Annotated in this window: 24 protein-coding genes; 8 read left to right on the top strand and 16 right to left on the bottom strand. The window is 39.5% G+C overall.

From position 1 onward, the window contains the following. Positions 1-169: 169 nt before the first annotated feature. Entirely contained in the window at positions 170-577 is a 408-nt protein-coding gene (locus tag ALPR1_RS07980) for a hypothetical protein (RefSeq protein WP_008199799.1), read from the top strand. Between the two features lie 17 nt (positions 578-594). On the opposite strand, the gene ALPR1_RS07975 is transcribed toward ALPR1_RS07980, so the two are convergent. Then, positions 595-1032 (bottom strand): Dabb family protein, encoded by a 438-nt coding sequence (locus ALPR1_RS07975; protein WP_008199798.1) that lies wholly within the window; start codon positions 1030-1032, stop codon positions 595-597. A 162-nt stretch (positions 1033-1194) separates the two neighbouring features. Here ALPR1_RS07975 and ALPR1_RS07970 point away from each other — a divergent pair, with 162 nt between their 5' ends. Together ALPR1_RS07970 and ALPR1_RS07965 are read left to right on the top strand one after the other, a co-directional pair. Then, entirely contained in the window at positions 1195-2358 is a 1164-nt protein-coding gene (locus ALPR1_RS07970) for a hypothetical protein (protein ID WP_040302653.1), read from the top strand. 2 nt (positions 2359-2360) lie between these two features. After that, complete coding sequence (locus ALPR1_RS07965; protein WP_008199793.1) at positions 2361-3359, top strand: 2-hydroxyacid dehydrogenase; 999 nt, start codon at positions 2361-2363, stop codon at positions 3357-3359. Between the two features lie 107 nt (positions 3360-3466). Here the strand turns inward: ALPR1_RS07965 and ALPR1_RS07960 are convergent, their stop codons facing one another. The 12 genes from ALPR1_RS07960 to trxA all read right to left on the bottom strand — a co-directional run bounded on the left by ALPR1_RS07960 (position 3467) and on the right by trxA (position 14291). After that, positions 3467-3661, bottom strand: coding sequence for a cold-shock protein (locus ALPR1_RS07960; protein WP_008199792.1), 195 nt, complete (start codon positions 3659-3661; stop codon positions 3467-3469). Then, positions 3654-3914 (bottom strand): hypothetical protein, encoded by a 261-nt coding sequence (locus tag ALPR1_RS07955; RefSeq protein ID WP_008199791.1) that lies wholly within the window; start codon positions 3912-3914, stop codon positions 3654-3656. The genes ALPR1_RS07960 and ALPR1_RS07955 overlap by 8 nt, the downstream gene beginning before the upstream one ends. A 9-nt stretch (positions 3915-3923) precedes the next feature. After that, positions 3924-5123 carry a DEAD/DEAH box helicase gene (locus tag ALPR1_RS07950; RefSeq protein WP_008199789.1) on the bottom strand — a complete coding sequence of 400 codons (1200 nt, stop codon included), beginning with the start codon at positions 5121-5123 and terminating at the stop codon, positions 3924-3926. After that, complete coding sequence (locus ALPR1_RS07945) at positions 5123-6118, bottom strand: fatty acid desaturase family protein (RefSeq protein WP_008199788.1); 996 nt, start codon at positions 6116-6118, stop codon at positions 5123-5125. The genes ALPR1_RS07950 and ALPR1_RS07945 overlap by 1 nt, the downstream gene beginning before the upstream one ends. 446 nt (positions 6119-6564) lie before the next feature. Further along, entirely contained in the window at positions 6565-7917 is a 1353-nt protein-coding gene (locus tag ALPR1_RS07940) for a hypothetical protein (protein WP_008199787.1), read from the bottom strand. After that, complete coding sequence (locus ALPR1_RS07935; RefSeq protein ID WP_008199786.1) at positions 7914-8972, bottom strand: c-type cytochrome; 1059 nt, start codon at positions 8970-8972, stop codon at positions 7914-7916. Before ALPR1_RS07935 ends, ALPR1_RS07940 begins: the two co-directional genes overlap by 4 nt. An 82-nt stretch (positions 8973-9054) precedes the next feature. Further along, positions 9055-9771 (bottom strand): acyl-[acyl-carrier-protein] thioesterase, encoded by a 717-nt coding sequence (locus ALPR1_RS07930; RefSeq protein WP_008199785.1) that lies wholly within the window; start codon positions 9769-9771, stop codon positions 9055-9057. Positions 9772-9780: 9 nt separating this feature from the next. Next, positions 9781-10941 (bottom strand): MFS transporter, encoded by a 1161-nt coding sequence (locus ALPR1_RS07925; RefSeq protein WP_008199784.1) that lies wholly within the window; start codon positions 10939-10941, stop codon positions 9781-9783. 250 nt (positions 10942-11191) lie between these two features. Then, a complete protein-coding gene (locus ALPR1_RS07920; protein WP_008199782.1) occupies positions 11192-11677 on the bottom strand; it encodes a DUF6691 family protein in 486 nt (161 codons plus the stop codon). Between the two features lie 12 nt (positions 11678-11689). Beyond that, positions 11690-12271, bottom strand: a complete 582-nt coding sequence (locus ALPR1_RS07915) for a YeeE/YedE family protein (protein ID WP_008199780.1) — start codon at positions 12269-12271, stop codon at positions 11690-11692. A gap of 192 nt (positions 12272-12463) precedes the next feature. Further along, positions 12464-13885, bottom strand: coding sequence for an MBL fold metallo-hydrolase (locus tag ALPR1_RS07910; RefSeq protein ID WP_008199778.1), 1422 nt, complete (start codon positions 13883-13885; stop codon positions 12464-12466). A gap of 85 nt (positions 13886-13970) precedes the next feature. Continuing rightward, the gene (gene trxA, locus ALPR1_RS07905; RefSeq protein WP_008199777.1) at positions 13971-14291 is read right to left on the bottom strand and encodes a thioredoxin; all 321 of its coding nucleotides are present in this window, start codon (positions 14289-14291) and stop codon (positions 13971-13973) included. Positions 14292-14462: 171 nt separating this feature from the next. On the opposite strand from trxA, the gene ALPR1_RS07900 reads away from it, so the two are divergent. Then, the gene (locus tag ALPR1_RS07900) at positions 14463-17447 is read left to right on the top strand and encodes a glycosyltransferase family 117 protein (RefSeq protein ID WP_008199775.1); all 2985 of its coding nucleotides are present in this window, start codon (positions 14463-14465) and stop codon (positions 17445-17447) included. A 66-nt stretch (positions 17448-17513) separates the two neighbouring features. Here ALPR1_RS07900 and ALPR1_RS07895 read toward each other — a convergent pair whose 3' ends face one another. Continuing rightward, the gene (locus ALPR1_RS07895; RefSeq protein WP_008199772.1) at positions 17514-18287 is read right to left on the bottom strand and encodes a class I SAM-dependent methyltransferase; all 774 of its coding nucleotides are present in this window, start codon (positions 18285-18287) and stop codon (positions 17514-17516) included. A gap of 61 nt (positions 18288-18348) precedes the next feature. On the opposite strand from ALPR1_RS07895, the gene ALPR1_RS07890 reads away from it, so the two are divergent. Together ALPR1_RS07890 and rlmB are read left to right on the top strand one after the other, a co-directional pair. After that, positions 18349-19584, top strand: a complete 1236-nt coding sequence (locus tag ALPR1_RS07890; protein WP_008199770.1) for a GWxTD domain-containing protein — start codon at positions 18349-18351, stop codon at positions 19582-19584. Next, entirely contained in the window at positions 19557-20333 is a 777-nt protein-coding gene (gene rlmB / locus ALPR1_RS07885; protein WP_008199769.1) for a 23S rRNA (guanosine(2251)-2'-O)-methyltransferase RlmB, read from the top strand. Before ALPR1_RS07890 ends, rlmB begins: the two co-directional genes overlap by 28 nt. A 19-nt stretch (positions 20334-20352) precedes the next feature. On the opposite strand, the gene ALPR1_RS07880 is transcribed toward rlmB, so the two are convergent. Then, on the bottom strand, positions 20353-21426 hold the full coding sequence (locus ALPR1_RS07880) for a mannose-1-phosphate guanylyltransferase (RefSeq protein ID WP_008199768.1): 1074 nt from the start codon (positions 21424-21426) through the stop codon (positions 20353-20355). An 8-nt stretch (positions 21427-21434) separates the two neighbouring features. Further along, positions 21435-22403: a KpsF/GutQ family sugar-phosphate isomerase gene (locus tag ALPR1_RS07875; RefSeq protein ID WP_008199767.1), complete on the bottom strand. Its 969-nt coding sequence runs from the start codon at positions 22401-22403 to the stop codon at positions 21435-21437. Positions 22404-22502: 99 nt separating this feature from the next. Between ALPR1_RS07875 and recQ the strand changes: the two genes are divergently transcribed. Both recQ and purD read left to right on the top strand, forming a co-directional pair. Next, complete coding sequence (gene recQ / locus ALPR1_RS07870) at positions 22503-24680, top strand: DNA helicase RecQ (protein WP_008199766.1); 2178 nt, start codon at positions 22503-22505, stop codon at positions 24678-24680. A 14-nt stretch (positions 24681-24694) separates the two neighbouring features. Continuing rightward, a complete protein-coding gene (gene purD, locus ALPR1_RS07865; RefSeq protein WP_008199765.1) occupies positions 24695-25981 on the top strand; it encodes a phosphoribosylamine--glycine ligase in 1287 nt (428 codons plus the stop codon). Positions 25982-25994 lie beyond the last annotated feature (13 nt).

Here is a 25994-nt window from a genome sequence, read left to right as displayed (position 1 = left end):
TTTTTCTGATTTCTTAAACCCAATAAAATTAAAATCAACAGAGGAGTTTGAATAGCCAAACAACCTTAGCAATCTCCAAAAATTGAAAGGATCCATTTCAAAATAATTATTCAAAAAACGATTATATTTTGTTGACTTTCTATATTTATAAATCAATAATTATTTAGCCATGAAGAAATTTGCTTGGATCGCCGGAATCAGCTTTTTAGTACTTTTTATGATCTTTTTTTGGTGGAAGTTTTACTTCGTATTTGGTGAAGGGGTCAAAGCAGGTAGCCTCAATTATTTTGTTAAGAAAGGGGTAGTCTTTAAAACCTATGAAGGCCGCGTGGTACAAGAAGGTTTTCAAAGCCCTACCGCTGGAGGCTTACAAAGTAATGAATTTAGATTCAGTGTAGTGAATGAAGAAGTTGCAAAAAAATTAGAAAGAGCCTCTGGGAAGTTCGTTGAACTTCGATACGAGGAATTCAATGGCATGCTTCCTTGGAGAGGTACTAGTAATTTTGTTGTTACTGAAGTTTTGACAGTAAATGAAGCGGGCAAAACAGATGGTTCTGCTTTGCCCTTTGATCAGTAACTTTCTAGAATCAAAAATTAATGAGTCCAGTAGTCTACCACGACTACTTTATCAATGCTGTCACCTAATACAGCCCCAAAAGCTTTGTGATCAGGATGTGGTAAATAAATAGCGCGACCTTCTTCAGAGTGGAATGTTAAAGTGAATACATGCGTCAAACCGTCATTCAACCCTTCTGGGCTATTGTTTGTACCCCATTCAAAACCTTTAATCTGTTCGATCTTACTTGGCAATGCTGCAAATGCATCAACCACTTCCTGAATCTTTTCTGGGGATGTGCTGTCTTTAAATTTAAACATCACCACATGCCTTAATAAGGAGTCAGGCTGTACTACTTCTTCCATTTCGATTTCTTTTATTTCTTCAACAATTTTTTCTTCATCATTTTTTGCTTCACAGGCACTCATACATAAGACGGCACCTAGGATAAAAAGCTTTTGATATAGTCTTTTCATAGTTTAATGGTTTTTTGCCCCAATCTAGACAGAATCACTAAATTATTCCACTTACTGAGCAGATAGTATCAGGATTTAATCAAATAAAATAGGGATTGGATAAGGTAAACTCTATATTTAACGAGATTTTCGTAGACCTATGAATATTTAATAAATATGAACATGAGCCAAAAACTATTACCCAGCCTAATTATACTTTCCATCATTTTGGGAGTAAGCTGCTCCAGTAAAGAGAGCGTAAAAACAGAAGAAAATTATTCTCTTGTCAAAGTGGATTCCTTTCAAGTTGATAATTTTACCCGGATTGCCATTCGGGATTATAGCCCTGAAGAGAACATCTACCTAGGATATGCCAGCGTTGAGGATGATATTTTAGAGATATCAGCTACCGGAAAAATCCTCAAAAGAGTCAACAAAAAAGGTGATGGACCAGGGAAATATGGGAATTGGAATCCTATGGCTTTGGCCTTTGGTCCAAATGGTCAAAGAATTGTGGAACTGCCATTTCAGGTGGTAGCCTATGACTCAGACTTCAATCCTGTTCATAGCCAAAACATCATGTCTCCACTCCCAATTCGTACGAACTTGCCACTTGGTAAGACACCTTATTATCAATCCGAGGACAGTACGTTCCTTTTAGTGGGGCCGAGTAATTACCTTACAGCCTCACACCTGATCCGAGACCAAGAAGGTAAAGATACCCTTCAGAACTTCTATAAACTCCACCTTCAAACCGGAGCTGCGGAAATGGTAATTCCTTATGATGAAAATTCGATCTATTCCCAATCAAATAACTTGTACGCAGGGCTGATGGGAAAATCTTTCTTTATAGATCATAAGTCACATGAACTTGCTTTAATCCAAGATTTAGACCCTCAGATATTGATTTATAGTCTTCCAGATTTAAACTTTAAGGAAAGTATTCCTGTAGAGTATTCTGAATTTAAAGTTCAAAACCCTGTTCCAATAGGTACAGGATTTGACAATCCTCAAGTAACAAACCTCAGCAGATTGTCAGCCAGAAATCAAAATCTTTTAAATTTTGGTGATGGATTATATCTTTTACAGTACTTTACAGGGATTTCAGATGCAGAATATGAATCACGAACGTCAGAAGATGCACCATATTTTGGAACTCAAGATGCATCTGAAAAAAGAATTCTTATTTTTAAAGATGGAAAGCAGTTGCCCATGGAATTACCTGGAATTTCTGGGGCATTGGTTACAACCCTTCCTGACAAAAAACTACTAGTTCAAGAACCCGAAAACACAGAAACAGAAGAGGAGTTCACCCGCTTTAGCATTTACCAACTACAAACAAATTAGCTATGAACGTCGCATGTTTTAGTACCAAGTCATATGATCGAGAGAGCTTTGATCAACTAATCCCAAAACATGCGCATCAGTTTACTTACCTAGAGCCAAAATTAGATAAGCATACCGTTTCTTTAGCTGAAGGTTATGATGCGATCTGTGCCTTTGTCAATGACCATTTAGATGCACCTGTGTTAAAGAAACTTGCCGCTCTGAACGTAAAGAAAATCGTTTTGAGATGTGCAGGGTACAATCAGGTGGACTTAGAAAAGGCGGCAGAATATGGAATACAGATCTGTCGTGTTCCGGCCTATAGCCCTGAAGCTGTAGCCGAACATGCCTTTGCTTTAATCTTAAGCCTAAGCCGCAAAACCCATAAAGCCTTTAACCGCGTGAGAGATAATAATTTCTCTCTGGAGGGTTTAGCGGGCTTTAATCTCCATGGAAAAACCATAGGCGTCATAGGTACAGGAGCCATTGGAAAAGCCTTTTGTAGCATTGCTCTAGGGTTTGGCTGTAAGGTATTAGCCTATGATTTAATCGAAAGCAAAGAGCTCAAAACGATGGGAGTCGAATATTTGGGGCTAGATGATTTGCTCATGCAAAGCCAGGTTATTTCTTTACACTGTCCTCTTACACCTGGAACAAAGCATCTGATAAATAAAAAAACTTTGGAGCTGATGCCTAAAGGTGTCATGATTATCAATACCAGCCGAGGAGCTTTGATTGAAACCAAGTCGGTTATTAGAGCTTTAAAAACCAAGAAAATCGGATATCTGGGCATTGATGTTTACGAACAGGAAGAAGATCTATTTTTCAGGGATCTTTCAGAAGAAATTCTGATGGATGAACAAATCACTCGCTTGATGAGCTTCCCAAATGTCTTGATTACAGGGCACCAGGCTTTCTTAACAAAAGAAGCTTTAAACCAAATCGCAGCAACCACACTTTTCAACTTGGATGAAATGGAAGCAGGAAAAAAATTAACCCATGAGGTGAAAATTGAATCTTAAAGATTAAGTATACCTAACCCTAATAAAGCAAACACCTGCCCTCGAAGAGAGCAGGTGTTTTTGTATCAAAAAGTAAACAGGTTCGGGCGAACCCATCCCTTGTTTCTTTATTTGATCACTTTTACGTTAACTGCATTAACGCCTTTTTTACCTTGTACAAGCTCGTAAGACACTTTATCGTTTTCACGGATATCGTGTACAAGACCAGACTGGTGTACAAACACGTCCTCGTCAGAGTCGTCAGGTGTGATAAATCCGAAGCCTTTTGTTGTGTTAAAGAATTTTACTGTTCCTTCATTCATGATTTTTTGATTTAAAATTTGTTGTTCTTGTGTTTTTATTACTTTGATTTGGAGTTTTTTTCTTTTCTGACTCCTCCTCCGGAGGAGTGTCGGTAAAATTACCGAAGCGATCTACATAAACGATCATATCATCTAGGTCACCGCTTTTTGGCTGTGTTTTTCTTTCTAACTTTTTTTCAAATTTTTCTTTCTTTTTTCTCTTCTTTAATTCTGCTTTTTGCTTCTTAATGAAGCTATTTTGATTTTTTGACATACAGTTATTTTAGTTGACAAATGTAATGGCATGGCCAGTCTTACCGGCTCTGCCTGTCCTTCCGATTCTGTGTATATAGCTATCCATAGTCATGGGCAACTGATAGTTGATCACATGAGAAACGTCAGCCACATCTATTCCTCTCGCAGCAACATCAGTCGCTACCAGAACCCTGGTTTCTCCTGACTTAAATTGCTCAATCGTTTTATTTCTAAAATTTTGAGATTTATTGCCGTGGATCAATCCAGATTTCACACCAGCTTGATTTAGTTTCTTGCTTAGTCGGTCAGCCAGTCTCTTGGTTTCGGTGAAAACGATCACCTTATCCATAGCTCTGTTCTGAAATAAATCAGCCAGCATACCAAACTTATCCTTCCCTTCTGGTACTCGGATAATGCCTTGTTCTATATTTTCATTGGTACTTACTCCAGTGTTGATTTTCACCTCTACAGGATTCTTAAGTAAACTTTGAATCAAATTCTTTTGGTTGGGTTCTAAGGTCGCAGAAAACAACATCGTCTGCTCTCTTTGGGTCATCCCTCCCACTAATTTTTTAACGTCATTGACAAAACCCATATCCAGCATTCTGTCAAACTCATCCAATACCAAGGTTTTTACTTGGTTCAGCTTAAGTAACTTTCTATTCGTTAAGTCTAAAAGTCTTCCTGGAGTACCCACGATCACGTGTAACTTCCTTGAAAGAACTTTCATATCAGTATTGATATTGGTACCTCCGATGAAAGTTGCGGAGTGTAACCTCATTCCTTTACTCAAACTTTTAAACTCCTGATCGATCTGCAAGGCAAGTTCTCTTGTAGGAGTAACTATCAAAGCAGTAAACTGACCCGGATTTTTCAAGGCATGCTCAATGATCGGAATCAAAAAAGCACCTGTCTTTCCAGAGCCTGTATTGGAAATTCCCAAAAGGTCTCTTCCCTCCAGTAAAGCTTCGATGGATTGCTCCTGAATATTCGTCATATTCTCGTAGCCCTTCTCCGAAAGATTACGCATCATCACTGAGTCAAGACTCAGGCTAGCAAAGGAAGTTTTTGATTGAAACCCTTCTTGTCCGCTAGGCTTCGCCTTCTTCACCAATAAATTTGGATCTAAAGTTGACTCCTTTTTCTTTTGGGTTTGTCTCGGACCTCTTTGAGGTCTTCGCGCACCCTGAGGTTTTGCGGTTCTATTTCTATTCGTATTCCTTTCCATTATTTCATGACTTTTTGAGTCTCTAGCTTCGGAGTATTCCCGAGAACATAGAGCATTTTAAAATGATCCAAAACAGCGCTGAAAAACTTAGGTTTGGAATAATACGGAACATTAAATTCAGCCGCAGTCGCTTTGACGATAGGGGCAATATCTTTATAGTGTACGTGGCAAATATCCGGGAACAAATGATGTTCTACTTGATAATTTAAGCCACCTGCAAACCAGGTAATAATCTTTGAGTTTGGAGAGAAGTTACAGGTTGTCGCCAACTGGTGTAGCATTCTTTCTCCCTCTACATTTCCATTTTCATCTGCCACTGGAAAATTAACATCCTCCACAATATGTGCAATTTGAAACACCATGGTGATGATAAATCCCGTCACGAAATGCATGGCCACGTAAGCCAATAAAATCATCCAAAAGGAAAATGGTGCAAACATTATTGGCAAGCCAAGAACTACCAAGAAATAGGCAACTTTCCAGCCAATGATGGTCCAAAGTGTTTTTTGATACCCGTTCTTTCCTTTTACCAAGCCCTTTTTATGGTATCTTTTTAAGCGGATAAAATCCTTAGCCGTAACCCAAGAAAGCGTTGATAAAGAGTAGAAAAACCAAGCATATAGATGTTGAAACTTATGGAGCTTATTCTGCTCTGCTTCTGGGGAAAACCTTAAAAAGAATGGAGCATTGATATCGTCATCATGCTCATGAATATTGGTATAACTATGGTGCAGCACATTGTGCTGGATTCTCCAAACCTCAGAACTAGCACCAACCATGTTAAGCGTGTAGCTCACATATTTGTTAACCAGTGGATTTTTTGAATACGAGCCATGACAGGCATCGTGCATCACACCCATCCCGATACCAGACATTCCAAAAGCCGATAAGATATAGCAAGAAAACAATTGCCAAGTCTCGGTGACTAAACCAGAAATTACGAAAATCTGTGGAACGAAGAATAGCGAAATCAGTAAGACGGTCTTTAAGACCATTTCCTTATTTGCGTATTTGGATTTGTTGTTGGACTTAAAATGTCCATAAACCCGTGATTTGAGGGTGACAGAAAAATCTGAGAGATTTGATTCTGAGAATCTTATAGTTTTAATATAGTATTATTTTGATTTACTTAATTTGTAATTCAGGTACTGTTGGGAGGATTGTGACTGCAGGTTTTAATTCGAAAAATAGCCGTAAGCCATAAATGAATTAAAAAAGTAGAAAAGGGAGAGAATTAAAACCTAGGTAATCGTAAGGGTAAACTCTTGAATTTGCTACTTAAGCGAGTTGATAATCAACACTAACTTTACTTCAAGTGTCAGGCCCTATTCGTTAATAGGCTATCTGACTTGGACAAAGGTCTGTCTATTAATTGGTAATTCCTAATTTGTTTAAAAAGATCAATAATTATTTGGCTTAAAAGCGGTTATGTGGCTCCTAGCTATTGAAATGGACGCCAATTGATCATGACATTGGTATGGATCATCCCTACTTTATTATAGCGCTGTCCTGGAGAAAGCGTGGAATTTCCTAAGGCTTCCTTGTTCATAAGGATCAAATGCGCATCTAAATTTCTGATTCCTTTTGGACGATACCTGAGACCAAAATTTATTTGACGATAAGAAGGAAAGGCATACTTATTTGCAGCTACATCTTGAATCTCTGGCAACCAGTGAAGCCCAAAGAAAAGGTAGGGGGTCAGGCCTATAGAAGAAAATTGATACGAGGTATTGAAAACCAAAGCGTCGACAGTTTCATAGCCTTCGTTTCTTTCCCTTGGAATAAAGGTGTACCAAGCGTCTTTCCCCCATTCTCTTGGGCTAAGCCATCTCCCTTTGCCTCCCACATGCGTGTAGCTGAGGTTCGTTTTCCATTGGTTTCTCTCATAGCCTACTCTTCCTGAGATTACCCAGTTTTTATCATTTGGATCTTTATATCTCATGGTTACATCCTCATTTCCACCTGCTCCAATTCCATTTTGAAAACCAAGTTGAAGTGCAGATATCCATTTCTCTGATTTTGCCTCCTTACCCCATTCTTTCTCTAAACTTCCATAAATGGTGTTGGAGATATTCTGAACCAAGGTTTCAGAAAAGTTAAGCTTCCCTAACTTCTCCATATCATAAGAGACTTCCAAAACTCCAATCCAATCACTTTGCGTATTCCCTTTATACTGAGATGGCTGCCCAAAAACATCGCGTCCTAAGGGATAAACTCCTATAGACTCTCCTATTCCCAGCCATTTAGAAGTACCTCTTACCCCCATTCTCGTAATCCCCCAGGCACCAATCTTCCATTTTTCTGCTGGAGAATACCAGCCATGAACTCCTTCAACAACTGTGGGTGAAAGCCTTCCATCTTGGGCATTGATCCAATCTGTATTGATTCCCATCCTGCCTAAGCGAACTCCCCAAAGGTTAGTTGAGTAGCTAATGGATAAGCTTTCCAGCCTTCCAAAAAAACGATCTCCGGGATTTTGCAGATCAAATAAACCTGTTTCATACCGATTGGAATTTCCTGAAACTGGATCTGGTGACCAAATATCAGAACTCCATAAATCTCCATAAAAACGATACCCTACTTGTAAATCCCAATGCTTCGCATAGGTAAATTTTCCACCAAGTTGTAAGCTGGTTCCTAAGGCATAATCATCCTTAAAATCACTCGGATAAGAGGTACTCATCCAAAACATACGAAAATGGATATCCGGTACTATTTCTAGCTTTCGCTCAGTATCTTGAGCTTTTGCATGGAAAGACAGCACCAGGATAATCCCTAGTAATATCTTTCTCATTTTAATTTTGCTATAGCTTCTTTGATTGGTTTGAATGGACCGTACTTATGCTGTTCTTCTGAAAAATCATCAGCGTAAGGCCCAAAAGGATGATCCATTGGCTTTTTTGAAATATCAGGCCAATCATTCGGAAAAGCCCTTGTGGGTCTTTCCAGACTATTCACATAGGCTGCCAGGTCCCAGGCCTCTTCATCTGTCAAAATGGGATTTTCATAAGTCGCTCCAAAGGGCATATTGGCACGCACATATCCGGCAAATTTGGACATTCTAAATAAGCCAGCTTTTTGATTATAACTATGATCACCCCATAGAGGTGGGTAAGTATATCCAGTGCTGTCGGGCTTCATTAACCCCTGTCCATCTTGCATGTGACATACAACGCATTGATTTTCATAAATAGTTTTCCCTTTTACAGGATCTGCAGCTCTATCTAACAAAGGAACTTCATAAATTCCTACTCCTTTGGGTCGTTCTCCTTTGGGAACACCTTGCCCCAGCCAATTCATGTAAGCCACCATTGCCTCCATCTCTTTGCTATCTCTAGGAAGTGTTTCGCCATTCAGACTACGCTGAAAACAACCATTGATTCTATCGACCACATCCTCTTCCGTGCCTGATCTCCCTCGAACCTTGGGATAGGTCCCAGCCACTGCGGAATAATTATTCCCCAAAGGAACGGTTCCGGCTTGCAAATGGCAGTTTTGGCAATTCAGGCCATTCGATATCTTTTTTACTTTTCCGTTAGGTCCTAAATACTCCGATGTATTTGCGATAAGTTCTCGTCCATATTCAATCTGGGAAGCATTTGGCTCCTCGGCTACTAATTTCCAATCTGGCGCCTGCCACATTCCCTCAGAATCCATCAACGTCTTGGAAACTGGAGTTGGAGGTAATGGTTTTACTATTTCAGCTTGCTCTGAAAGAGCTGGGAAAGAAACTCCGCTATTAGATAAATAAAGGGTAAAGCCAATCACTCCCACCAGAAAACTAGCAAGTACCAACAGACTCAGTGCAAGAGTTATGATTTGAAATAAAGATTTATCTGTCTTTTTCATTTTGCTTTCTTAAGCTACAAAAATGTCTCTTTACTTAGTCAAAAAAAGTGACAAGGATCACATCCCACGAAAAAGTTTTCGCTTAGTAAGCCTCTGCCAAAAACACGATTTTGCCTTCTACCTTTCCTTCAAAGACGAAACTATCCTCTTTTTCCAAAACTTGAAGAGTAACCAAATCTCCCTGTTTGCATTCTGCTTGAAAGTTGATCAGTAAATTGGAGTAGCTAAGGTTTTGTTCTTTCAATAAATTCTCAACCCATTGGATATAGCTTGTATTATTTACATGGTCATAAAGATCCAGGTCTGAATAACGGACTTTCCTGGACTCAGTGAATAGTAATTCCCCACCTACTTCTACTTTTTCAGATTGCCATTCTGGCTTTTCCAAAGGATCAAAAAGATGACCTGGTAAAGCAGTCTCCGGGCGAACTGGTCGCTTGGAATCAATATTCAGCAAAAGGTAAGAAGTCATGCATTGTACTAATACTTTTCCTTCTAAATCTGTCATCAAAAACTCCCTGAAAGCAAAAAGCTTTTCTACTCCACGGCCAGCTGTGTAAACCTTAACTCGATCACCCCAAGAGGGAAATTCAAAGCAATGAAAATCCATTCTCGAAAGCACCCACATTTTATTTTCTTCAAAGAGATTCCTCCCAAAATCAGCAGAATCCGCATGGCGCCAGGAAATCTCCTGAAATAAATCCGCTACAGAACTTAATCTGGTTTTACCGTCTGGATGTACTTGAAAAGAACCAATTTCGAAGTCCTTTTCATATTGAAAGGTAGAAGGATGACTCATCTATTCAGATTAGGTTTTACTTTTTTGGGGAATCAAGAATACCGCTTTACGGAAGCTAGAAAGCAAGGTAATTCCCAAAGCACTCACAGCCACCATCGCAAAGGAGGTTTTTAAGTTAAATAAATCTGCAATAAAGCCAATCAATGGAGGCCCTAACAAAAACCCGAAGAATGAAATCGTAGAAACCAAAGCCAAGGCGACGCTTGGCGCATATAATTTGGATCTTCCCGCGATGCTATAAGAAAGAGGAATAATCGATGCTACTCCTAAGCCTACTAATAAAAAGCCAAACGTAGCTATGCCTACGGTGGGAAAAACTACTGCCAAAGTCAATCCAACAAAGATCAAAACTCCACTCACTTGGATGACTTCCACTTTGGTATATCTAGCAGCCACTTTATCTGTTATAAACCTACCAGCAGCCATTGTCCCCATAAAAGCCACATATCCTAATGCAATCAATGAAGGATCGGCCATCACCACTTTTTTGAAGTAAACTCCTGACCAGTCAAACATACATCCTTCACACATCATCCCTAAAAATGCAATCAGACTAATTCGGAGCAATAATGCATCAGGTTTTTTCAAGACCATTCCTCCTTCAGAGGCTGCTGCTTTTTCCTTGATAATATAGCCTTGAGCTGAAAGAATAATAATAAATGAAATTCCTGCAACCACGGTATAATGAATTGCTGGAGATAAACCCAAATAGATCATTAGCGCCCCTATGCCAGCTCCTGTAAATCCCGCCATGCTCCAGAGTCCATGGAAAGAGGCCAATATACTTTTTCCCATCTCATCTTCTAGATTTAAGGCCTGAGTATTCAAGGAAATATTCATGGTGTTTCCGAGCATCCCATAAAAAACCAATACCGGTACCAGCAACCAAGTTGAAGGTGCTAAGCCAATAAGTGGCAATGTCAAAGCATAGGCAATGGCACCCACCATAATGACAATTCTACTTCCAAATTGATGTACTGCCCAGCCGGCGATAGGGAGTCCGATCACAGACCCCAAAGGTAGAAACAGTAATAATGTTCCTAACTGCCCTTCTGAAAGATCAAATTTGGCTTGAATATCGGGGATTCTTGCAGCCCAGGAGGCAAAACATAGCCCTACAAAAAAGAAAAAGGCCCCCAGGGCCACTCTGCGCTTGGAAAGGGAATTCATACAATTGGATAGGTCTTAAGGCTCCGAAATTTAGAAAGATTATCCCGAACGAACCCTAAAACAAAAAAAGGAATAGAAACTATTCCCCTATATTTCTGTTAGTAGAAAAAAATATCTCATGGAATTTGTCATTGTAGGAAGCATCATCATCTGTATTATTTTTTTGATTCGATTTATTATCCGCAAGGTCTTTCAATAAAAAAGCCACTTCCTTCACAGAAAGCGGCTTTAGCAATTCAAGCTTTTAAATTTAATTTGGAAGCTTGTCAGAAAATTTTCCGTAGACCCATGTTCCAGCAATAGCGGAAATCAAGGTCACAAAAACTACTAAAAAGCCCGACCCTATTTGAGCAAACAAAGGCCCTGGGCAGGCACCGGTTATTGCCCATCCCAAACCAAAGATAAACCCTCCAATAATCTGACCTTTACGGAACTCCTTTTTAGGTATGTTGATGGTTTCACCAGCAATCGACTTCAAGTTAAATCTCTTGATAATCTGAATGGAAATAATTCCAGTAATAATCGCAGAACCAATGACCCCATACATATGGAATGACTGGAGACGAAACATTTCTTGAATCCTAAACCAGGATATGATTTCGGCTTTGACAAAGACAATCCCAAAGAGGATCCCAATTATCATATACTTCACTAGGGATAAGCCTTTTTCTACATTTTGCTGAGAGTTAGGTGCATCACAAACTTCAACTTTATTTTTCTTCTCTTCTACTATCATTGCTTTCCTCGATTAATATCCAACTAGTTTCATTAAAGGCTCCATCAATAGATGAGTCATCACAAAGCCTCCGATCATAAAGAATGTTGTGGCTAAAAGCGATGGCCACTGCAGAGAGCTAATTCCCATGATCGCATGTCCTGATGTACATCCTCCGGCATATCGAGTTCCAAACCCCACTAAGAATCCTCCAAACACGAAGAAAAGAAGTCCTTTTGCCGTAAACAGATTATCCCATTGGAAAATATCTGATGGCATGAGGCCTGAGAAATCTGTGATTCCAAGAGCCGTTAAATCAGCTCGGGTTTGATCTGCTAAAACAAAATCGTTTGGATTGGCCAAGAAATTTGTTGCAATAAAGCCACCAATTAAGACGCCTATTACAAACAGAATATTCCACATTTCTTTCTTCCAGTTATAAGTGAAGAAAGGAATACCTGCAGGAACGCACATAGCGCAGACATGACGCAGGGAAGATGAAATACCAAATGTTTTATTTCCAATCAGCAAAAGTATCGGGACAGTTAGCCCTATCAAGGGTCCTGCCACATACCAAGGCCATGGCTGGGTGATCCAGTCTATCAATTGATCCATTTTTTATATTTTTTTGAATTTTATTCAATTTTTCTAAGGTCTGGGAAAAGACGATTCCCTATAGTTACTAAATTACAAAGTTCAGAATATGCTTTCTTGATTATCGTGACTTTTATCACAGAATTTAGGTTGAAACTAAAAATGGCAGATCTTGCGACCTGCCATTTATGGGTGTTCGCAACTTTTCTCACATTATAGCAATGTGGTAGGACAAACGTAATCACTCACTTCAAACTCACCAGACTCTTTAATGGCTTTAAATCCACCATCCACATCAATCAGATTATCATAACCTCTAGCTCTCAAAATAGAGTTAAAGACCATAGAACGATATCCTCCTGCACAGTGTACGTAATAAGTTTTATCCTTGTCTACTTTGAGCATGCTTTCATTGATGTAATCCAATGGTGCATTTTCTGCATCCACTACATGTTCTGAAAGGAATTCGCTGTTTTTCCTTACATCTAAGATATTCAGATCAGGATTTTCTTTCTTTCTTTTCACTAATTCTTCCACTCCGATAGATTCGATTTGATCTAGCTCCTGCCCTGCCTTTTTCCAAGAATCGATTCCTCCTTCGAGATATCCAAGCGCAAAGTCATAGCCTACTCTAGCCAATCGGGTAATCACTTCCTCTTCTCTTCCTTCTTCTGCCACTACAAGAATTTCTTGTTTCAAGTCAGGAATCATCGCTCCTACCCAAACCGCAAAACTTCCGTCAATTCCAATATTCACAGAATTAGGCACAAAGCCTTTGGCAAAAACCTGAGGAGATCTGGTATCCAAGATCAATGCGCCAGTTTCATTGGCTGCTGCCTCAAATTGTGCAGGAGATAATGGTTTTACTCCTCTTTCCAACACTTCATCAATGCTATCATATCCTTCGATATTCATCATCACATTCTGTGGGAAATATGCAGGTGGAGGTGTTAATCCAGTGATCACTTCTTTGATAAACTGCTCCTTGGTCATATCCTGAAGAGCATAGTTGGTCTTCTTTTGATTTCCTAAGGTATCTGAAGTCTCCTTACTCATGTTTTTACCACAAGCTGATCCTGCTCCATGTGCCGGATACACGATCAAATCATCAGGTAAAGGCATGATCTTATTTCTTAAGGAATCATATAGATGTCCTGCCAATTTTTCTTGGGTCAGGTCTTCTACCACCTTTTGTGCTAAATCAGGTCTTCCCACATCTCCTATGAATAAGGTATCTCCAGTGAAAATAGCTTCCTCTTTCCCTTCCTCATTATAAAGCAAGTAGCAGGTACTTTCCATCGTATGACCTGGGGTATGGATCACTTTTATTTTCGCCTTACCTATTTGAAACTCCTGGCCATCTTCAGCCACTGTAGCGTCAAAGCCCATTTTCATAGTCGTTGGACCATAAACAATCGGAGCTCCGGTTTTAGCTGACAAATCCTGATGTCCAGAAACAAAATCAGCATGAAAATGCGTTTCAAAAACATATTTGATTTTAGCATTTCTTCTTTCAGCCTTCTCAATGTAAGGCTGCACTTCTCTTAATGGATCGATCACTGCTGCTTCACCATCAGACTCGATGTAGTATGCTCCTTGAGCTAGACAACCTGTATAAATTTGCTCGATTTTCATATCACTTATTTTTTTATTCTTTCAATTTCTATTACAAATATATCAAGGGATTTCCCCAGACTAAATGACTTTTGTCACATGAAGCCTAAGCATTGCTCATGATATTGGTTTCAATGGTCTTGACCAATTGATGCGTAGGAACAACGCCAGATTCCCTCCAAAGAATTTTTCCTTTTTGGAATAATATTAATGTTGGCACTCCTCTAACTTGAAATTTGCTTGCAGCTAGAGGGTTTTTATCTACATCTACTTTTAGAATTTTCACCTTTTCGCCCAGCTGTTTAGCGGTATCTTCCAAAATAGGATGCATCATTTTGCAAGGTCCACACCAAGTAGCAGTAAAATCTACCAATACTGGCTTATCTCCTTCTATTAGCTCCTGGAATGTTTTTGGTTTTGCGCTCATGGTCTTATTATTTAATTAACACAACAAAGGTAAACCCTCAATCGGTTCGAAACAGTAATTTTTATCACATTAGGACGTTTTCCATTCTGGACCTATAAGTTTTAAAAAGTGCTAAAAAATCCCTAGTTGGCGATTAATTTTTTATTTTCGCCAGTCTAATATCCAGAATTAATGCTCAAGTATAAGCAAATCAATAATTTAACCGGCTGGCTAGTTTTTGCCGTAGCCGCGATCGTATATATTTTGACAGCAGAACAGACCGCTAGCTTCTGGGATCCAGGAGAATTTATCGCGGTTTCTTATAAACTTCAGGTACCACACCCTCCTGGAGCACCTTTCTTTCTGCTTGTCTATAGGATGTTCAGCTTTCTAGCTTTAGGTGATGTGCTGGAAGTAGCCTATTGGATGAACGTCGGAAGTGCACTCTTTTCTGCCTTTACCATCCTATTCCTGTTTTGGTCTATAACCCTTTTTGGTAGAAGACTATATAAAATGGAAGAAGGCAAAGAAAGTAAAGGAGAAGTGATCTCTTTAATGGGAGCAGGTATCGTAGGCTCCTTGCTTTATACATTCACAGATAGTTTCTGGTTTTCTGCAGTAGAAGCGGAAGTTTACGCAATGTCCTCCTTCTTTACTGCAATCGTGATTTGGGCATTTTTGAAATGGGATGTGATCAAAGACCCTAGAGATGAGAATAAATGGATGATCTTCATTGCCTATTTAGTGGGACTTTCTATTGGTGTTCACTTGCTCAACTTGGTGACACTACCAGCTTTGGCTTTGATTTACTACTTTAAAAAGTATGATAAGCCGAACTTCAAAGGAGGCATGATTGCGATGTTTATCGGTGGATTTGCCCTGATAATTATCAACAACTTGATTATTCCTGGCCTTCCTAGTCTGGCAGGTTCCATGGAGATTTTCTTTGTTAACTCCTTGGGATTACCCTTCGGTTCTGGAATTGTCTTTTTCGCAATCCTATTCTTTGGCGCTCTATTTTACGCCTATAAATATTCCAGAAGTAAGGAGAACGCCACATTAAACACTGCTTTACTTTCCTTGGTATTTATTCTTATTGGCTATAGTAGTTATGCCTTGATTGTCATCAGAGCCAATCAAGATCCTGTCATAAACGAAAATGCTCCCAAAGACATCATTAGCTATGTTTCTTACCTGAAAAGAGAGCAGTATGGCTATAGACCTTTAATGCATGGTCAGTACTTCACCGCCAAACTTGTAGATCAAGAAGAGGGTGACCCGGTATACATGAAAGGAGAAGACAAATATGAGATTGTGGATTATGGATTAAAAAACATTTATGATCCAAACAAAACCACGATCCTACCTAGAGTCTATTCCACTCAAGAGAATCACAAAAGAATCTACCGACAGGTTTTAGGACTTAGAGAAGGACAAGACCCCACTTTTGGAGATAATCTTTACTTTATGTTCAAGCATCAGCTGGGCAAAATGTACTGGAGGTACTTTATGTGGAACTTCTCGGGAAGGGAAAGTGACTTCTCCGATGCTCCTTGGATTGGAATTACCGATGCCTTCTCTGATAAATTCCCCGACTATATCAAAGAAAATAAAGGTCATAACAACTTCTTGATGCTCCCTTTATTATTGGGGGTTGTTGGTATGTTTTTCCAAGCAAAATATGACCCGAAATCATTCTATGTCAATTTAATGCTATTCCTAATGATGGGTGTAGTTCTGGTACTCTACCTGAATTCCCCTCCCATCGAACCTAGGGAGCGTGATTATATCTATGTAGGTAGTTTTTATGCTTTTGCCATATGGATTGGTATGGGAGTTATGGGAATTGCCCATGGAATAGGGAAAATGAACAAGAACCTGGCTACGGCTGGTGTGATTGCTACACTCCTAACCCTCCCTGTAGTAGGCTTGGTAGCAAGTCAAACCTGGGATGATCACAATAGACAAGGGAGATATTTCTCTGTAGATTCTGCAAGAAACTTCCTGGCCTCCTGTGCGCCAAATGCCATTTTGTTTACCGGAGGAGATAATGATACGTTCCCGCTTTGGTATGTACAGGAAGTAGAAGGTTTCCGTACAGACGTTCGTGTGATTGTATTGAGTTATTTTGATACGGACTGGTATGTAAAACAGATGACCCGAGACGTCAATGAATCTGAAGCATTACCATTTAGTCTAGACCCTAAGCGATATCAAAAAGGCACTAATGATGTCCTTTATGTTACGGGTGATGAGAAGCCAAACTCTGCAATTTCAGTGAAAGCTTATCTATCCTTATTAAATGAGGGAGACCCAAGATTAAATGTCAACTCTGGCGGAAAAAGTGTTGTCAACATGGTTCCGTCTAGAAATTTGATTTTAGATGTGGATAGTGCTTCCGTTGCTAACAAGGATATTATTCCAGAGGAATTCTCGTCCTTATTTACTCCACAAATCAATTTAAGAGTCAATGGTCAATACATGACCAAAGGCACCTTGATGTTAATTGATTTAATCACTACAAATAATTGGGATCGACCCATCTACTTCAACAACACTTCCTTATCTACGATTGGAATCAACCTAGAAAGCCATGTGGTTCAAGAAGGATTGACTTACAGACTACTCCCTATTCAGAAACCCGAATATATTCGTGAAGAATTGGTGAATGCAGATTTGGCCTTCAAAAATTACATGGAGAAATTTGCATTCAGAGGCATGGATGATCCCGATGCATATAAGGATGAAGAATATAGAAGGTTTGCTTCTAATCATAGAAGTGCTTTGAACAACATTGCCATAGCACTTCTTGATGAAAACAAAATGGACAAAGCCGCAGAGCTGCTTAACTATGGCTTGGAAGTGATGCCAAACGAATCTATTCCATATGACCTATCCAGTGGGCAATCTGTCCCTCTATTCTTTGAGGTGGGAGAGGAAGATAAAGCCCTGGACATCATCGATAAAGTTTCCAAAAAATCATTGGATATGATCGAGTTTTATACCCTTGAAAATAGGGACTATGATCGCGAAATGATGATATCTATTGAAATGATTCGATATTTCATCCCTCTTCTCGAGGAGCGTGGCTATCAAGAAAAAGCAGACGAATTGAAAGCCCGGCTTTCCGCATATCTAGGTCAAGAAGCCCTTCCTACGCAGATTGACAGAAGATAAAGTTACCTAAATCAAAAAAAGGGGCTGGAAATTAATTCCAGCCCCTTTTTTTATTAGAAATGGTTTTTATTTCTTCTTTAAAATGTAAAATAGATCCAAACCATTTTTTGGGTCTTCTACAATTGGATAATCATCATGAGTAATCTCCACTGCATTACTCGTCTGCTTATGAAGTTTATTTCGATTCATTCGATTAAGGATCTCGTAGGGCATTCTTAAAATCGCTGCAGGAAGCTTGTGTTGAAGGTCAAATATATCAAAACGCATAATTTTCTGAACAGACTTTCTATTGGCCTCATGATAAGCCCAAACTTTTTCGTTTCCTCCAACACCTTTTGCCTCCACCTCATCAAAAATACTTGCTGATAAATCAATGAGTTGCTGAGGAGTATATTCTCTTACATGCCAGGGATTCCTAGATAAGGTATGATTGATGTTTGGTGTGGAAATGATAGCTTTTCCACCTGGCTTTAACACTCGGTAAATTTCCTCTAAAAATAATCGATCGTTTTCAATGTGCTCGATCACCTGAAAACTCACCACGGTATCAAATAAATTATCTCCTATACCTTTAAACGGCGGGATAACTGCTTGTTTGAAATCAACACCCGGGTGTTTTTCATGAAGCATGTCGATCACTTCCTGAATTTTATCGATCCCCAAATAACCGGTAGCATGGGGCAAAAGTATTTCTACTCCCCTGCCTTCTCCACATCCCACTTCAAGTAATTTACCTGAAATCCAGGGTTGAGCTGCAATGTACGCTTTGAGTAATCGTTGATGAATAGGATTGTCACTGATTAACTTATCAGATGCGATTTCCGTTGTATAGGTAGCCATACAAAATTTTACTATTTTGGCAAAAGTAAGCTTAATTTTCAAAACCCGATAAGATCATTCCATGAAGCTTAAACTAAAATTCCTCCTGCTTTTTTCCATATTAAGTATAGGGACCGTTTTTTCAGCTTTTCCACAAAAGAAACTTTCTAACCTCAATCAGGCGCTACGATATTCCAGGTACTCCAGATTAGGCCTTAAAATCATCCCCATTAAACTAGGTTCGAACGAATTTAAATTGCAGATGGTGGTGGAAAAAATAGAAGAAAACCCATCATTTAACGCGTTCAGCTTTTCCTATTCTGTCTTGGATAGCTATGAAGAGGAGATATTAGATGATCAAGTAAATTTATTAACCGAGAACGATTTAACTGCCGATACGGATAGGCATTGGTATTTTGAAAAAACCGTTACTATCCCAGAAGGCCAGGAGGTTGCTATTGCCTTGTTGACAGTTCTTGATACCCGTCAAGGAGACGAATATTATTACCATATAGATCTGAAAAGTTCCTTTGTATACGACCAGCCTACTTTCGGAGCCTATTACGCAAATGATGTCCCTTTTGACCAGAACTTCCTTAACTCAGGACAATCCTTACTCTTTAACTCCCCAAAAGGTCCAAGCCTGCATAAATTCTTTTATCCGGTGTCATTTGAAATCCCTTATCCACCGATGGAAACCAAGTCTCCCCCTGTTCCCAAGGAACTTGAGGTGGTTGATCAGGGAGACTTCTTAACCAATGTTCCGGAAAGTTTAGAGAATCAAGGGTATTATTTTGTGCAGCAGGATACTTCAGATGCTTCAGGGTTTATGATCAAAACGACCCATGAGGCTTTTCCTAAAGTGAGGGATTGGGATGAAATGGTACAAATGGTGACTTATATTTCCACCAGAAAAGAACATGAGACTTTACTTAGTGCAGAAGACAAAAAGAAAGCGCTAGATCAATATTGGTATAATTTAACACGAAATCCAGACACTGCTAAGGAGCTGATTAAAGAGTATTTCAGACAGGTGGAGTTTGCTAATATCCTTTTCACAGAATTTAAAGAAGGTTGGAAAACGGATCGTGGCATGGTTTACATTGTAATGGGTCCACCCTCAGAAGTAAATTTTTATTTGGATAGAGAGGTATGGTCTTACGGAGGAATTAGCGGGAGTTCAAAAATTCGCTTTACTTTTGTACGCGTAAAGAATATTCTCACCCCACACTATTACTCGCTGAACCGCTCCAGAGCTTATCAGCCTGTTTGGTTCAAAAACATTTCCATATGGAGAAGCGGAAGGATGGCTTTCTAATAGAAAAAGGAGCTACAGAAAAAGATTTTATTTTTGGTACAAGAGCAGTCATGGAGGCTATTCATGCCGGAAAAGAAATGGACAAGGTTCTTGTTCAAAAAGAGCTGAATAATGATTTAATAAAAGAATTGCTGCAGGTTTGTAAAGCGAATGCAGTGCCTGTGGTACGTGTACCAGATGCAAAATTAAATCGAGTAACACGGAAAAATCACCAAGGGGTCGTAGCTTATATTTCCTCCATCGAATATGCTTCCTTAGATCATGTGATCGAAAGTTGCTTTTCGGTTGGAAAATCTCCTTTGGTGTTGATTCTGGATAGAATCACAGATGTAAGAAACTTTGGCGCCATCGCTCGATCTGCAGAATGCGCAGGTATAGATGCGATCGTCATTCCATCCAAAGGAAGTGCACAGATCAATTCTGATGCAGTTAAAACTTCTGCTGGAGCATTGAACTTCCTTCCGGTCGTTCGTGTCAAAAACCTTTTCTATACCTGCAGAGACTTACAAAAGATGGGCTTAACCTTGGTGGCTATCACTGAAAAGTCTGATAAGGATATGTATGAAGCAGATTTCGCTTCTCCAGTAGCCATGATCATGGGTTCTGAAGAAGATGGAATCTCTAATGAGTTGATGGGAATTGCTGATGAAAAAGTGAATATCCCTATGCTTGGTAAAATCGAAAGTTTAAATGTTTCTGTATCTGCAGGCGTGGCAATTTACGAAGCCATGAGGCAGCGCAGAAAATAATAAAATTCAAAAGGGGGAGTCAAACATAGTCTTCCCCTTTCTTTTTGGCATTCGCCACAAATTCCCGAAACTTATTCTCAGCATCTAGCTTGCAAATCAAGAGGACATTATCCGTCTCATTGATCAAGTAATTATCAAGTCCCTGCACTACGACAAGCTTATTACCATCCACTTTAATGTAGGAGTTATGCGTGTCATAGAGCACCGCATTGGACTCTACCACATTTTTGTTCTTATCCTTCTCCTTTAGCTCATAGAGACTATTCCAGGAACCCAAATCTGACCATCCAAACTCTGTAGGAATCACATAGACGTCTTCTGATTGCTCCATTATCCCATTATCAATGGAGATATTTTTAAGCAAGGAATAAGCTTTGAGAATAAATTCTGGTTCTCTTTCGGTTCCCAATTGATTTCTCCCTTCAGAAAAAACCTCCGCAACATCCGGCATATACTTTTCATAGGCAGCAACCAGACTTTTGGCTTTCCAAATAAACATTCCCGAATTCCATACAAAATCACCGCTTTCAACAAATGTCTTGGCGAGTTTTGCATTCGGTTTTTCTGTAAAAGTTTTCACTTTGTGCACCCCTTCTTCTCCATGTTCCAAGTATTGGATATAGCCATAGCCTGTTTCCGGCCGATTCGGCTTAATCCCCATGGTGATCAGTCTTCCCTCTACTTCTGCTGCTAATAAAGATTTCGAGATTGCTGAATGAAACTTTTTTTCTTGGGTTATTAAATGATCTGCTGGAGCCACAATCATACTTGCCTCAGGGTCTAAAGCCTGAATCTTATAAGTCGCATAAGCGATACAAGTAGCAGTATTTCTTCTTTGAGGCTCGGTGAGAATCTGACTCTCATCCAGTTCGGGTAATTGCTCCCGTACTTGATCGAAATAGCTCTGGTTGGTGACAACAAAAAACTTATCAATAGTTGATACGTCCAGATACCTATCAAAAGTCATTTGCAGTAAAGTCCTGCCTGTACCTAAAATATCTAAAAATTGTTTTGGGCAGGCATTTCGGCTATATGGCCAAAATCTGGAGCCAATCCCCCCTGCCATAATTACTATATAGGGTTTCTTCTGCATCTTTGGGTTTATACGATTCCTTCTTTCATCAGGTCATGAATATGGACAAATCCAGCGATTTTATTTCCATCCATGGCAACCAATTGTGTGATATTATACTTTTTCATTTGGTTTAAAGCACGAATAGCAAACTCATCCTTCGAAATAGTTTTAGGCTTTGCAGTCATAATATCCTTGGCTTTTAGCTTTTGGATATCAAGACTTTTTTGAAGCATTCTCCTCAAATCTCCATCTGTGATAATGCCTACCAAATCACCTGAACCATCGATTACGGAAGTTGCGCCGAGTCTTTTCCCAGAAATTTCCAAAATCACCTCAGCCAGTCCTGATTCTTCATTGACTTTTGGCAACTGATCTTTGGTTAATAAATCACTCACCTTCAAATATAGTTGTTTTCCTAAAGATCCACCTGGGTGATATTTAGCAAAATCATCTGAAGTAAATCCACGGGCCTCCAAAAGACATACCGCCAAAGCATCCCCTATTGCAAGATGCGCTGTAGTACTGGTCGTCGGAGCCAAATTATGTGGACATGCTTCTTCTGAAATTGTTGCATTTAGCACATAAGTGGCATGTTCTGCCAGATAACTGTCGGTATTACTCACCAAAGCAACTAGCAAGGAGCCCGAATTTTTGAGTAGAGGAACTAAAACTTTTATCTCTGGAGTATTCCCACTTTTTGAAATGCATAAAACCACATCGTCTTCCTGGATCATCCCTAGGTCTCCATGAATGGCATCTGCTGCATGCATAAAGATCGCTGGAGTACCAGTAGAATTAAGAGTAGCGACAATTTTTTGTGCTATTATGGCACTTTTCCCTACTCCAGTGATGACCACTCTCCCCTTGGAATTTAAAACATGCTCCACACAGGCCACAAAATCACCGTCTAAATAGTCGATCAATTTTAATATCGCATTTGCCTCATTTTGAAGTACGCGAGTCGCTGTATTTCTAATATTTTTAGCTAAATTCAATTTTACCTATGTTTATCAGTAGTTTTGTTACAAAGGTATAAAAGTAATTAATCATTCCTGTTTACAGGCTTCGAGCACCCATTTAAAGTACCTGTTCAAGTGGAAGAAAAAGTAAAAGAAGACCTAAAAAAAATATTTGGATTCAGCCAGTTCCGAGGGAACCAAGAGCCGATCGTGGACAATTTGCTAGGGCATAGAAACACTTTTGTGATTATGCCTACAGGAGCGGGAAAGTCGCTCTGCTATCAATTACCCGCAGTCGTGTCTAATGGCACAGCCATCGTTATCTCCCCTTTGATAGCGTTGATGAAAAACCAAGTAGATCAATTAAAAGCAATTGGAATCAATGCCCATTTCTTGAACTCGACCCTTAACAAATCGGAGTCCACGAAAGTCAAGAATGAAGTATTGAGCAAAAAGACCAAGCTTTTATATGTTGCACCGGAATCTTTAACGAAAGAGGAGAACATTGCTTTCCTAAAATCAGCCGAACTCAGTTTTGTAGCTATTGATGAGGCGCATTGTATTTCCGAATGGGGACATGATTTTCGGCCGGAATATCGAAAAATCAAAACGATTGTTGCTCAGATAGCTCCTAACCTTCCTATCATCGCATTGACTGCCACTGCCACTCCAAAAGTGCAACAAGACATTCAACGCAATCTTCAAATGGAGGAAGCTGATTTGTTTAAATCATCATTTAACCGAACCAATCTCTTTTATGAGGTTCGGCCTAAGATGAAAAATGAATCCAAAAAGCAGCTCATCAAGTTTATAAAAAACCATAAAGGGAAGTCTGGTATTATTTATTGCCTGAGTAGAAAAAAAGTGGAAGAAATCGCTCAACTACTCCAAGTCAATCAAATTAATGCTGCTCCATATCATGCAGGATTAGATTCTGCCATACGTATCAAAAATCAAGACGATTTTCTTAATGAGGAACTGGATGTCATTGTGGCCACCATTGCCTTTGGAATGGGAATCGACAAGCCGGATGTGCGGTATGTTATTCACTACGATGTACCTAAATCTTTGGAAGGCTATTATCAGGAAACTGGTCGTGCTGGAAGAGATGGATTAGAAGGCCACTGCCTGATGTTCTATAGATATGAGGACATAGTCAAACTGGAGAAATTCAATAAAGACAAGCCCGTCACTGAAAGAGAAAATGCCAGAGTATTGCTTCATGAAATGGCAGCTTATGCAGAAACTGGCGTTTGTAGAAGGAAGTTTATCCTCAACTACTTTGGAGAAACTTTTGAAAAAGACTGTGGCTATTGCGACAATTGTAAAAAGGATCGAGAGATTTTTGAAGGGATGGAATACGTCCTCACCGCAATGGAAGCAGTTCAACAGACCAATGAACGATTTGGGATTGAGCATTTAGTCAAAGTCATCATTGGAGAGACCAACGACTACGTTTCCAGCTATAAGCACGATAAAATTGAGGCTTTTGGTAAAGGGAACCATGTTCCTGAAAAATATTGGACAGCTATCATAAGACAAGCTATGATTGCTGACCTACTGGAAAAAGACATAGAAAATTATGGAGTTTTAAAAATCACACCTAGAGGTAAAGCCTTTATGGATGCGCCCCACTCCATCAATTTATATAAAGACCATGACTACGAAAACGAAACTGACACTGACGGGCCGGAAGTAGTAGAAAGAACGGGTGTAGCCTACGATGAAAACCTTTTTGAACTGCTTAAAGCAGAACGCAAAAAAGTGGCTCGATCTAAAGGTTTACCCCCTTATGTTATCTTTCAAGATCCCTCATTGGAGGAAATGGCAACTGTTTATCCTACTTCTAGAGAAGAACTGGCACAAATCAACGGTGTTGGTATGGGAAAAGTCGCTAAATTTGGATCGTCGTTCTTAAAGATCATTTCTAACTATGTAGAAGAAAATGAAATTGAGACTGCATCAGATGTGGTGGTAAAGACTGCCGGATCAAGATCCAAGCTCAAAATCACGATCATTCAACAAATTGATAGAAAAATTGATCTGGATGAAATCGCCGACAACCTGAATGTCAGTATGGGTGAATTACTGCAGGAAATCGAGCAGATCATCTATAGCGGCACTAAATTAAATATCGATTACTACATCGAAAATATCATGGATGAAGACAGGGAAGACCTGCTCCATGATTATTTCATGAGTGCAGAAACCGATCGTATTAAAGAGGCACTGGAGGAATTAGAAGACGAGGATTTTGCAGAAGATGAATTGCGGGTCTATCGGATTAAATTCATTTCCGAACATGCCAACTAACAAGATTTGAATCAATGAACATACTCTTATTAGGCAGTGGAGGCAGAGAGCATGCCTTTGCCTGGAAAATTGTACAAAGTCCTAAATGCTCACAACTATTCGTTGCGCCTGGAAATGCAGGTACAGCAGAAATAGCTAAAAACATCTCTCTTTCCATCACTGATTTTGATGGAATTAAATCATTCATTCTAGAAAATGCAGTTGATCTTGTGGTCGTAGGACCAGAAGAGCCTTTGGTCAAAGGATTAGTAGATTACCTGGCTGCACAAAATGAGACTGCCAAAATTCCTGTAGTCGGTCCTTCGCAATTAGGAGCAACTCTGGAAGGAAGTAAGGATTTCTCGAAGCGCTTTATGCAGAGAAATAACGTCCCTACTGCAGCCTATGAAACTTTTACAGCTGATCAAATTGACGCAGGTCTTGCCTATTTGGAGACCCAAAACCTTCCCATCGTTCTTAAAGCAGATGGTTTGGCAGCGGGTAAAGGCGTATTGATTTGCCAGACTTTAGAAGAAGCAAAAGCCTCTTTTAAGGAAATGCTTTTGGAACAAAAATTTGGAGACGCTTCTTCCAAAGTAGTTGTGGAAGAGTTTCTTTATGGAATTGAGCTATCTGTTTTTGTTGCTACCGATGGAAAAAGTTATAAAATCCTTCCAGAGGCAAAGGATTACAAACGCATAGGTGAAGGTGATACTGGATTAAACACAGGAGGCATGGGAGCGGTAACACCGGTGGTTTTTGCAGATGAAGCTTTCATGAAAAAAGTTGAGGATCTTGTAGTAAAACCAACAGTCGATGGCCTCGCTAAAGAAAACATTCCCTATAAAGGATTTCTTTTCATAGGCTTGATGAATAACAATGGTGAACCTTACGTGATTGAGTACAATGTACGAATGGGTGACCCAGAAACAGAAGCCGTATTACCGAGGATTACCAGTGATTTCGTAGACTTATTAAATGGTATTGGAACGGGCACCTTGGATACTTATGAAATTGAGATTTCATCACAATATGCCACTACGGTAGTTATGGTCAGCGGCGGCTATCCAGGATCTTATGAAAAAGGCTTCCCAATCTCTATTCCGGAAAGCACCAAAGGAACTGTCGTTTTTCATGCAGGAACAGCAAGAAATGATAAAGGCGAAATAGTCAACCAAGGGGGACGTGTTTTGGCAATTACCGGCATGGGAGAAAGTCTAGAGGAGGCCTTAAAAAATGCTTTTGATACAGTGGAAAACATTCATTGGGATAAAGCATATTACAGAAAAGATATCGGACAGGATATCTTAAAACTGATTTAGTAAACCCAAACTT

This window comes from Algoriphagus machipongonensis, from assembly GCF_000166275.1.
In the GTDB taxonomy this organism is placed as follows: Bacteria; Bacteroidota; Bacteroidia; order Cytophagales; family Cyclobacteriaceae; genus Algoriphagus; species Algoriphagus machipongonensis.
The sequence above is the reverse complement of the archived record's forward strand: the minus strand, read 5'-3'. Positions and strand labels throughout refer to the sequence as shown.

What these genes read in the sequence shown, in the direction of transcription:
- ALPR1_RS07940 (WP_008199787.1), bottom strand. Translation starts at nt 7,917, where the DNA reads ATGAGAAAGATATTACTAGGGATTATCCTGGTGCTGTCTTTCCATGCA.
- ALPR1_RS07910 (WP_008199778.1), bottom strand. Translation starts at nt 13,885, where the DNA reads ATGAAAATCGAGCAAATTTATACAGGTTGTCTAGCTCAAGGAGCATAC.
- ALPR1_RS07920 (WP_008199782.1), bottom strand. Translation starts at nt 11,677, where the DNA reads ATGATAGTAGAAGAGAAGAAAAATAAAGTTGAAGTTTGTGATGCACCT.
- ALPR1_RS07880 (WP_008199768.1), bottom strand. Translation starts at nt 21,426, where the DNA reads ATGCAGAAGAAACCCTATATAGTAATTATGGCAGGGGGGATTGGCTCC.
- trxA (WP_008199777.1), bottom strand. Translation starts at nt 14,291, where the DNA reads ATGAGCGCAAAACCAAAAACATTCCAGGAGCTAATAGAAGGAGATAAG.
- purD (WP_008199765.1), top strand. Translation starts at nt 24,695, where the DNA reads ATGAACATACTCTTATTAGGCAGTGGAGGCAGAGAGCATGCCTTTGCC.
- ALPR1_RS07970 (WP_040302653.1), top strand. Translation starts at nt 1,195, where the DNA reads ATGAGCCAAAAACTATTACCCAGCCTAATTATACTTTCCATCATTTTG.
- ALPR1_RS07975 (WP_008199798.1), bottom strand. Translation starts at nt 1,032, where the DNA reads ATGAAAAGACTATATCAAAAGCTTTTTATCCTAGGTGCCGTCTTATGT.
- ALPR1_RS07935 (WP_008199786.1), bottom strand. Translation starts at nt 8,972, where the DNA reads ATGAAAAAGACAGATAAATCTTTATTTCAAATCATAACTCTTGCACTG.
- ALPR1_RS07980 (WP_008199799.1), top strand. Translation starts at nt 170, where the DNA reads ATGAAGAAATTTGCTTGGATCGCCGGAATCAGCTTTTTAGTACTTTTT.
- ALPR1_RS07950 (WP_008199789.1), bottom strand. Translation starts at nt 5,123, where the DNA reads ATGGAAAGGAATACGAATAGAAATAGAACCGCAAAACCTCAGGGTGCG.
- ALPR1_RS07915 (WP_008199780.1), bottom strand. Translation starts at nt 12,271, where the DNA reads ATGGATCAATTGATAGACTGGATCACCCAGCCATGGCCTTGGTATGTG.
- ALPR1_RS07945 (WP_008199788.1), bottom strand. Translation starts at nt 6,118, where the DNA reads ATGGTCTTAAAGACCGTCTTACTGATTTCGCTATTCTTCGTTCCACAG.
- rlmB (WP_008199769.1), top strand. Translation starts at nt 19,557, where the DNA reads ATGGAGAAGCGGAAGGATGGCTTTCTAATAGAAAAAGGAGCTACAGAA.
- ALPR1_RS07955 (WP_008199791.1), bottom strand. Translation starts at nt 3,914, where the DNA reads ATGTCAAAAAATCAAAATAGCTTCATTAAGAAGCAAAAAGCAGAATTA.
- ALPR1_RS07890 (WP_008199770.1), top strand. Translation starts at nt 18,349, where the DNA reads ATGAAGCTTAAACTAAAATTCCTCCTGCTTTTTTCCATATTAAGTATA.
- ALPR1_RS07895 (WP_008199772.1), bottom strand. Translation starts at nt 18,287, where the DNA reads ATGGCTACCTATACAACGGAAATCGCATCTGATAAGTTAATCAGTGAC.
- ALPR1_RS07925 (WP_008199784.1), bottom strand. Translation starts at nt 10,941, where the DNA reads ATGAATTCCCTTTCCAAGCGCAGAGTGGCCCTGGGGGCCTTTTTCTTT.
- ALPR1_RS07960 (WP_008199792.1), bottom strand. Translation starts at nt 3,661, where the DNA reads ATGAATGAAGGAACAGTAAAATTCTTTAACACAACAAAAGGCTTCGGA.
- ALPR1_RS07930 (WP_008199785.1), bottom strand. Translation starts at nt 9,771, where the DNA reads ATGAGTCATCCTTCTACCTTTCAATATGAAAAGGACTTCGAAATTGGT.
- ALPR1_RS07900 (WP_008199775.1), top strand. Translation starts at nt 14,463, where the DNA reads ATGCTCAAGTATAAGCAAATCAATAATTTAACCGGCTGGCTAGTTTTT.
- ALPR1_RS07965 (WP_008199793.1), top strand. Translation starts at nt 2,361, where the DNA reads ATGAACGTCGCATGTTTTAGTACCAAGTCATATGATCGAGAGAGCTTT.